Origin of the sequence: Mycetocola reblochoni REB411 (assembly GCF_900163835.1) — a bacterium.
GTDB classification, from domain to species: Bacteria; Actinomycetota; Actinomycetes; order Actinomycetales; family Microbacteriaceae; genus Mycetocola_B; species Mycetocola_B reblochoni.
This window is the reverse complement of sequence record NZ_FUKR01000025.1, coordinates 1-7,740: the sequence shown is the minus strand read 5'-3', so window position 1 is coordinate 7,740 and position 7,740 is coordinate 1. Positions and strand designations below refer to the sequence as shown.

General features: G+C 62.7%; 6 protein-coding genes. 4 read left to right on the top strand and 2 right to left on the bottom strand.

Going from position 1 to position 7,740, the window contains the following annotated elements; all coding sequences use genetic code 11:
- Window positions 1–1,161: helix-turn-helix transcriptional regulator (locus FM119_RS04665; protein WP_218778724.1), on the top strand; the 1,161-nt coding region annotated here is incomplete at its 5' end.
- Window positions 1,162–1,446: 285 nt separating this feature from the next.
- A complete protein-coding gene (locus FM119_RS04660; protein ID WP_121657695.1) occupies window positions 1,447–4,671 on the top strand; it encodes an Ig-like domain-containing protein in 3,225 nt (1,074 codons plus the stop codon).
- Window positions 4,672–4,883: 212 nt separating this feature from the next.
- Here the strand turns inward: FM119_RS04660 and FM119_RS04655 are convergent, their stop codons facing one another.
- Complete coding sequence (locus FM119_RS04655; protein ID WP_087136524.1) at window positions 4,884–5,453, bottom strand: MarR family winged helix-turn-helix transcriptional regulator; 570 nt, start codon at window positions 5,451–5,453, stop codon at window positions 4,884–4,886.
- A gap of 113 nt (window positions 5,454–5,566) precedes the next feature.
- On the opposite strand from FM119_RS04655, the gene idi reads away from it, so the two are divergent.
- Both idi and FM119_RS04645 read left to right on the top strand, forming a co-directional pair.
- Complete coding sequence (gene idi, locus FM119_RS04650) at window positions 5,567–6,118, top strand: isopentenyl-diphosphate Delta-isomerase (protein ID WP_087136527.1); 552 nt, start codon at window positions 5,567–5,569, stop codon at window positions 6,116–6,118.
- Entirely contained in the window at window positions 6,111–6,896 is a 786-nt protein-coding gene (locus FM119_RS04645) for a polyprenyl synthetase family protein (RefSeq protein ID WP_087136523.1), read from the top strand. Before idi ends, FM119_RS04645 begins: the two co-directional genes overlap by 8 nt.
- 24 nt (window positions 6,897–6,920) lie before the next feature.
- Here the strand turns inward: FM119_RS04645 and FM119_RS04640 are convergent.
- Window positions 6,921–7,740 (bottom strand): IS256 family transposase (locus FM119_RS04640; RefSeq protein ID WP_143822629.1); only part of this gene is annotated, 820 nt, incomplete at its 5' end.

The window sequence follows — 7,740 nt, the reverse complement described above, 5'->3', positions numbered from 1 at the left end:
AGGCTGCCCTCTCAGGCAAGCCAGATCAGATGTCACCTAAACGTGCAGCAGTCCCCTCTGCAAGCGGCCGTGTTTGCCCGTCACGGGTATCGCAGTGAAGCGTTGGCACTGGCTGAAGGTATGCTCGCGGGGATCGACCCTGGCGCTTCAAACTCAGTTGACACGATCGCGACTGCATTGTCGGTGTTTTTCCGCTGCGGAACGTTCCCGAGCGAAGAGGTCATGTCGACGGAGCAATTGCGCGCCATAGCTTGTAAACGGCCACTCTTCGCGCTGCTGCTCCTCCTCGTGCTTCGGGGGGACGACGAGGGAGCGCGAGTGGTCACGCAGGTGGTGGATGTCGCGGAGTTCGGGCAGCAAGCGTTCCGAACGTTTGTGTTCAGCTGCAACAGCGCCGCGCGTGCTGCGGATGATTGGTCACTTCTGGACACTCAGATGGAGCAGAGAGGTGGGCAGGAGCAACCTGGGTCTTGGGTAGATGGCCACATGTCGCAGTTCGACCAACTGGCGGAGCTATTCGAATGCGCTGAGTTGCTCGTGGCGGGAAATCTACCTGCGGCTTTGAAACTCGCAGATCGAAGCGATGTGCCCGAGCCAGCGGCCACCCTTGTTGCGGCACTCACACGGTTCTCGACGGGACAACATCAGTCAGTAGTCCCGAGACTCCAATCAATCGAGCACGCAGGGTACGGAGCCCGGGTATCGACGATTGTCACCGTGTTTCGCGCTGCCGCATTGCTGCGAGACGGAAAAATCGAACAAGCGAGAGGTGCGTTGGAAGGCTTGGCTCATGCCCGCAGCTCGCATCTGGTCTTTGCCCTCTCGCTACTCGCTGAGGACGACCTCGCCGGATTGCTGCAGGTCTATGATGAAACACGCTTTTCAGAAGCAGCGGTAACTGCTCGAGTGGTGGGCGCCGCAGGTATCGGACGACGGCTCGCCACCCGCTCCTATGTGGAATCGTTGACAAAAAGAGAGCAGCAGGTTCTTGAACTCCTGCAGCTGGGTTACACGGACCGGCAGATTGCGGACGCCTGTTTTGTCTCCCTCAACACCACGAAATCCCAACTCCAGTCGCTCCGCAAGAAACTTCGTGTCAGCGGTAGGCAGAACATTCTCGCGCGGGCGCGCGAGCTGCACCTACTACAGAACTTAGGTTAGGTCGCGCAACGGGTGCAGGCTCGGCCGACGTAGGGGTATGAAATTTGAGTGTGATCCTCGATTTCCACAGGAACGCTCATGACGTGTGACCGCCGATGCGTCAGCAGACTAAACTCCTGGTAGGCAAGCTTTTGTCGTGCTCGGCGCTGATCTGCGGCGGCGGGCGCGCCGCGCTAAGGCCCGTATATTCTCATCCTGGACGTCAAACACCATCTAGCGCACGCCTCCCCGGTCGCGCAGAGATGGCTCCTGCCAGGACGCTCCCGTTATGACTAGGAGTTTTCTATGCCTTCATTGCCCGATGGCCACAGCGCGACCGCGCTGCCTGGCACCGGCTTTCAGAAGAGATCGGTCAGTGGTGCGCGAAGCGTGTTCCGCAAGTTGGTCTCAGGCGCCGCGGCACTCGCCGTCGGCTCGCTCACCGCGCTGACGCTGCCCCTCGTCGCAGCGGCCCCGGCCTCCGCTGCCACGACCGACGGTTGCAGCTACGGCGAGGGCGGCCCAAGCGCCAATGCACTGTGCTGGATCGATTTCGCCGCATTCGGTTCGATTTCGGCCGAAGAGCTCAGCAGTGGTTCGGTATCGAAGCCCTTGTCGCTGACGGTCGGGCGCTACCAGTTCGACATGACCGCTGTCGTGAGTGCTGGCACCGACGGTTCTCAGGGCGTTCAGGCGACCGCGCTCCCCACCTGGCCAGGGTCGGTACTTGGCACCACGAAAGCCGGCGAGGACTTCTACCTCGGCACCACCGGCAAGCCCGCGCTCTATCAGGCAACCGATTCGCACAGCGGAGACAACATGCTGCGCGACACGATCGAGCTGAAGAACATCACCGTTCTCGACACGCAGACGAACCTGCCGGTGACGTCTGGTTACGCCCTGGTGATGGCGGATGCAGAATCGACAGGGGCTGGTGAAGGCTTCAGCTGGTCGAGTAGCTCGAACCTCTCGGAATACACCCGCGCTGTGCCGAATGGCGGAAACCAGCCCTGCACCGGCGCTCTGACCGGAATCGGCACGACAACGGTCGACTGCACGGGTGGCCCCCGTGATCTGCCGAACGGTGACCGCGGAATTCTGATGGTCTCGGCCGATTCGCCGACCTGGATCTCCTCGCAGTTCCGCAACAACTACGCATCTTCGCGCGAAGGCGTGGCGTTCGCGGTCGTGCTGAGCACCTCCACATCGGGTATCAATGTTGCACAGGACGGCGGATCCGACGCCGAATTCACAGTGAACGCCAAGAACCCCTCGGGGGAGCTGGGGAAGGCCACCAGTGATGGTGGTGAGAACATCGACTCGCCGTATCAGTTCCTCTCCTCGACCGAGGAGGTGCCGACGGACTACACGGTCTCCAAGACTGGCGGCAATACTCCCGCAGGCGCCTACGACATCACCTGGGAGTGCAGCGTGAACGGTGTAAGCGTCACGCCCACCCTCTCTGAGGATGGCCTGACTGCGACGGTGAATGCTCCACCGAATGGTGCTTCGAAGTGCGTGGCTACGTCCACCGCGAAAGCGCCCAAGGCCGACCCTGACACAAAGACGATCAATCCGAACCAGACCGCAACCCTCACCCCCGAGGTAACCAAGGGCAACGGTGCGATCACGAAGGTTACCTTCGATGATGGCTCCGCCGAAAAGGTTGTCCCCGGTGAGGGCACTTGGACCATCGAACTCGTCGACGGGAAGCCGCAGGCGAAGTTCACTCCGGAGCAGGATTACACCGGCCCGGTGACGCAGCAGAAGTACACCATCACCGACGAGTTCGGCCTGACCGCCGAATCGACGCTCGACGTGAACATCAACCAGCCGCCTGCGGCAGAGCCCGACGCGAAGACCGTCGATCAGGGCGAAACCGCAACGCTGAACCCGGAGACCACGGCGGGCACGGGTGACCTGACCGACGTTGCGTTCGACAACGGCGAGACCTCGAAGGTCGTCGAGGGCGAGGGTACCTGGAGCATTGAGCTGAAGGACGGCAAGGTTGTTGCGACGTTCACGCCTGAGGAAGGTTTCACCGGCCCGGTGACGCAACAGAAGTACACCGTCACCGACTCGAACAACCTGACGGCGTCCTCCACGCTTGACGTGACGATCCGACCCGTAGCTGACCCCGACAAGGTGATCGTCGACCAGGGTGAGACCGCGACGCTGAACCCGACCACGACGCCCGGCTCTGCCCCTCTCGAGCAGGCGGCGTTTGACAACGGCCAGACCACGAAGGTTGTTGAGGGTGAGGGTACTTGGAACATCGAGCTGAAGGACGGCAAGGTGGTTGCGACCTTCACGCCTGAGGACGGTTTCACCGGCCCGGTAACGCAGCAGAACTACACGGTGACTGACGAGAATGGCGAGAAGGCTTCTTCGACGCTCGACGTGACGATCCGTCCTGCCGCAGGCGATGATGAGAAGACCATCAACCCGAACACGACGGCTACGCTGAATCCTGACGTGACGCCCGGTTCCGGTGACATCGAGAAGGTGACCTTCGACGACGGCACCACGGAGAAGGTTGTTCCCGGTGAGGGTACGTGGACGATCGAGCTCGTCGAGGGCAAGCCCGTCTCGACCTTCACTCCAGAGAAGGACTACGACGGCCCCGTCACGCCGCAGAAGTACACCGTGACCGACTCGAACGGTGAGACCGCGACCGGTGAGCTGAAGGTGAACATCAACCAGCCACCGAAGGCCGGCGACCAGGCCAAGGTCATTAAGCCGAACGAGACGGCGACTCTGACGCCGACCGTGACTCCCGGAAACAGTCCCATCGTGTCGGCAGTGTTCGACAACGGTGAGACCGAAAAGGTCGTGCCGGGCGAGGGCACCTGGAAGCTCGAACTCAAAGACGGCAAGGTCACGTCGACCTTCACCCCTGAAAAGGACTACGACGGCCCCGTCACGCAGCAGCCGTACACGGTCACCGATGAGAATGGTCTGAGCGCTTCCGGCAAGCTCGACGTGACGATCATCCACACCGGGATCCTCATCGACAAGGACTACACGATCGTTGACGATGCCAACAACAACGGCAAGAACGATCCGGGCGACCTGGTCAAGTGGACTTTCAAGGTGACAAACACCGGCAACATCGACCTGAGCGATGTGAAGGTCAACGACCCGAAGCTCGATCGTCTGGGCGTCGGCATCGCGTGCCCCTCCGATGAACTCGAAGCAAAGGCCGACATGATGTGCGAGTCTGCGAACTACACCATCACGAAGGCTGATGCTGCCGCGGGAACGATCGTCAACATCGCAACCGCTTCCGGTAACGTGCCGCCGAACACCCCCGGCGACCCGGAGAACCCGGTGTCGCCCCCGGACCGTGTTGAGATTCCTACGGAGCCCACCCCTGGAACCCCCGGAACCCCGGATAGCCCCAAGGAGCCTCTCGCTCACACAGGTGGACAGATGATGTGGCCGCTGGCCGGAGTAGGAGCGGTTGCGCTCCTCGCTGGTGGCGCCCTGATGCTGGCTCGGTTCCGCCGTCATGAAGAAGAGACGATCTAACTCCTGATGCGCCCAATCTTGCTGGGAGCACAATCGTCCCATGATGTGCTTCCAGCAAGCGAGGCGGAACGCGACCATCTACCCCCATAGATAGCGAAGAACGCTCCGCCCTCGGCCTGCCCGAACCCGGTTTTCATACCGCGTTCGGGCAGGCCATTTCATTTTGCGCTCGTGCCCGCGCGGCCGCCGGGTGCGGTAGATTCCATCTACGACTACGCCCAGTCGGCGCGGGTGAGAGAGATCTCGTTGGCCATGTCGGTGAGAAAGCGGGTCACCGCGGCGCGCTCTTCGCTGGTGAGACGGGCCGCCGCGTAGAAGCGCCGCGCTTGCTGCTTACCCACCGTCTGCTTCGCCGATGCCTCGGTTTTGGGGGTGACCTCGATCATGAGAGCGCGCCGATCACGCGGGTGAACGTGCCGAACGATGTGCCCTTCGCGTTCGAGCCGGTTCAGGAGTTTCGTCGTCGATGCGGCGGAAATCTCGAGGTGCGCGGCGATCATCCCGGGCGTGACGATCTCACCCTGCCGCTTCGCGACGATCAGGTAGTGCAGGGCGCGCATGTCCTGCTCGCTCAATTTCATGTAGGCGCGGGATGCATCGGAGAGACGCTTCTCTGCCTCCCGCAACTTGGCGAGCGAATTCATGAGCTCGGCGATCTCCGCCATCGCCTCAGGAGCAACGCCGGAGGCGTCAACGAGGTCGCTGCTCCCCGCCCGCATGCCCACGCGGTATAGGTTCTCCGAGATGCGTGTGTTCGCCTCGGCGGAGTTGCTCTTCTCCATACCGTCATCCTACGTTTCTTTAACCTGCTTGCGCATATATTATTCTTGCGTTGAGTATCTACCGGACGCAATAATAATCCAAAGGAAACATATTGGTAAGGGCGGAGGGCCACATGGGCCAGAACGAAATGGTGGTGTTGCTCGACGAATCTGGAGCACCGGCCGGAACAGCCCTGAAGGCGGAGGTGCACACCTCGAACACGCCGCTTCATCTTGCGTTCTCCTGTTATCTGCTCGATCGAACCGGCCGTCTGCTCGTCACCCGGCGCGCGCTCACCAAGCGCACCTGGCCGGGGGTATGGACGAATAGCTTCTGCAGACATCCCGGCCCGGGCGAGAACAACGCCGACGCCGTGCGACGCCGGGCAGGGCAGGAACTCGGCACCAGCATCGAAGCGGTCACCGAGCGGCTGCCCGACTTCCGCTATCGCGCGGTCGACGCGAGCGGCACAGTCGAGCACGAGCTCTGCCCCGTCTTCACCGCGATCGTCGACCGAGACATCGCGCCGAGCGTCGACGAGATTATGGACTGGGACTGGGTTGATCCCGAAGCACTTCAGACTGCGGTTGAGAGCGCGCCCTTCGCCTTTAGCCCGTGGCTGCGCGAGCAGCTGCCCCTTCTGCACGCAACCGGCGCGTTCGTCGGAGGCCCGAGTCATGCTTGACACGCTGCAGACACCAGGAGAAACTGACACGCTGCTCCTCGAGATCGAAAACTCCATTCGCAAGATGCTCGAGGGGCAAAGGGCGCGTAGTGTCGCGCACGGGCCTCACTTCGCTAGGCTCTGGCAGCTCGGGGCCAACACGCTGCTCGGCGGCAAACTGCTGCGCCCGAGACTACTGATGGGAGCGTTCGACGCGCTCGCGAGTGCTCCGGGGAGCGATCCCGCGTCGCGAGATACTGCGCTCAGGGTCGCCGCTGCCGCCGAACTGCTCCACTTCTCGTTTCTGCTGCACGACGACGTGATTGATGAGGATCTCTTGCGCCGAGGCGCACCGAACGTCATCGGTTGTGTGCGCGCTGAAGCGAAAACAGTCAGGCAGAGCAGAGGAGCCGCTTCGGCAAAAGACCGTTCGCTGCACTGGGCGAGAAGCAACGGGATCTTGCTCGGCGACCTGATGCTCTCCGCGGTTCACCAGGAGCTCGCTCGGATCGCTGCGCCAGAGCACACACGCCTCGCCCTCCTCGACCTCCTCGACCGCACGATCACCGAGTCGATCGTCGGTGAGCACCTCGATGTCGGCCTGAGCGATGGGGTCATCGATCCCGATCTCACAACTGTGCTCGAGATGAGCCGGCTGAAGACCGCCACCTACACCTTCGAGCTGCCGCTGAGGGCCGCCGCCATCCTCGCAGGCGTCGATGCGCGCGTTGAAGCCAGGGCGGGGGAAGTGGCGCGCAACCTCGGCGTAGCGTTGGTCAAGTCCCCGGTAGTGGTGTAGCGCTCGGTCCTTCGATGTGAGGGTTTAGGCGCTGAGTTCGAGGATGCTGTCGGTCACCTCCTCGGGGCTGGTGTCGGCGATGAGGGTGAGGCGGCTTTTGGCGAGGATGTCGAGGCCGAGGTAGCGGCGTCCTTCGGCCCATTCGTCGGTCTGTTCGGCGAGGACCGCGCCGACGAGGCGGATGATCGCGTCGCGGTTGGGGAAGATGCCGACGGAGTCGGTGCGGCGGCGGATCTCCCGGTTCAATCGCTCATTGGGGTTGTTGGACCAGATCTGCTGCCAGAGCCCTTCGGGGAACCCGGTGAACGCGAGGATGTCTGCTCTCGCGTTGTCGAGGTGCTCGAACGCGGCGGGGAGCTTCTGGTCGACGTAGTCCAGGAGCCGATCGAACTGGGCGTTGACTGCCTCGGCGTCGGGCTGGTCGTAGACGGAGTGCAGCATCGCCTTGACGGCCGGCCACATGCTTTTCGGTGTCACGGACATCAGGTTCGCGGCGTAATGGGTGCGGCAGCGTTGCCAGACCGCGCCGGGCAGGTTCGCGGCGATGGCCTCCACGAGGCCCTGGTGCGCGTCAGAGGTGACCAGGCGGACCCCGGCCAGACCGCGGGCGACGAGGTCGGCGAAGAACGAGTTCCAGGCGGCCCCGGTCTCGCTCGTGGCGACGCGCAGGCCGAGGACCTCCCGGCGGCCGTCGGCATTGACGCCGGTCGCGACGAGCACGACGGCGTTGATGACCCGGCCGCCTTCGCGGACCTTCATGGTCAGCGCGTCGGCGGCGACGAACGTGAATGAGTATTTGGAGTCTTGAGGGCCACTGATTATTGCGGTTCGGGGCCAGCCGATA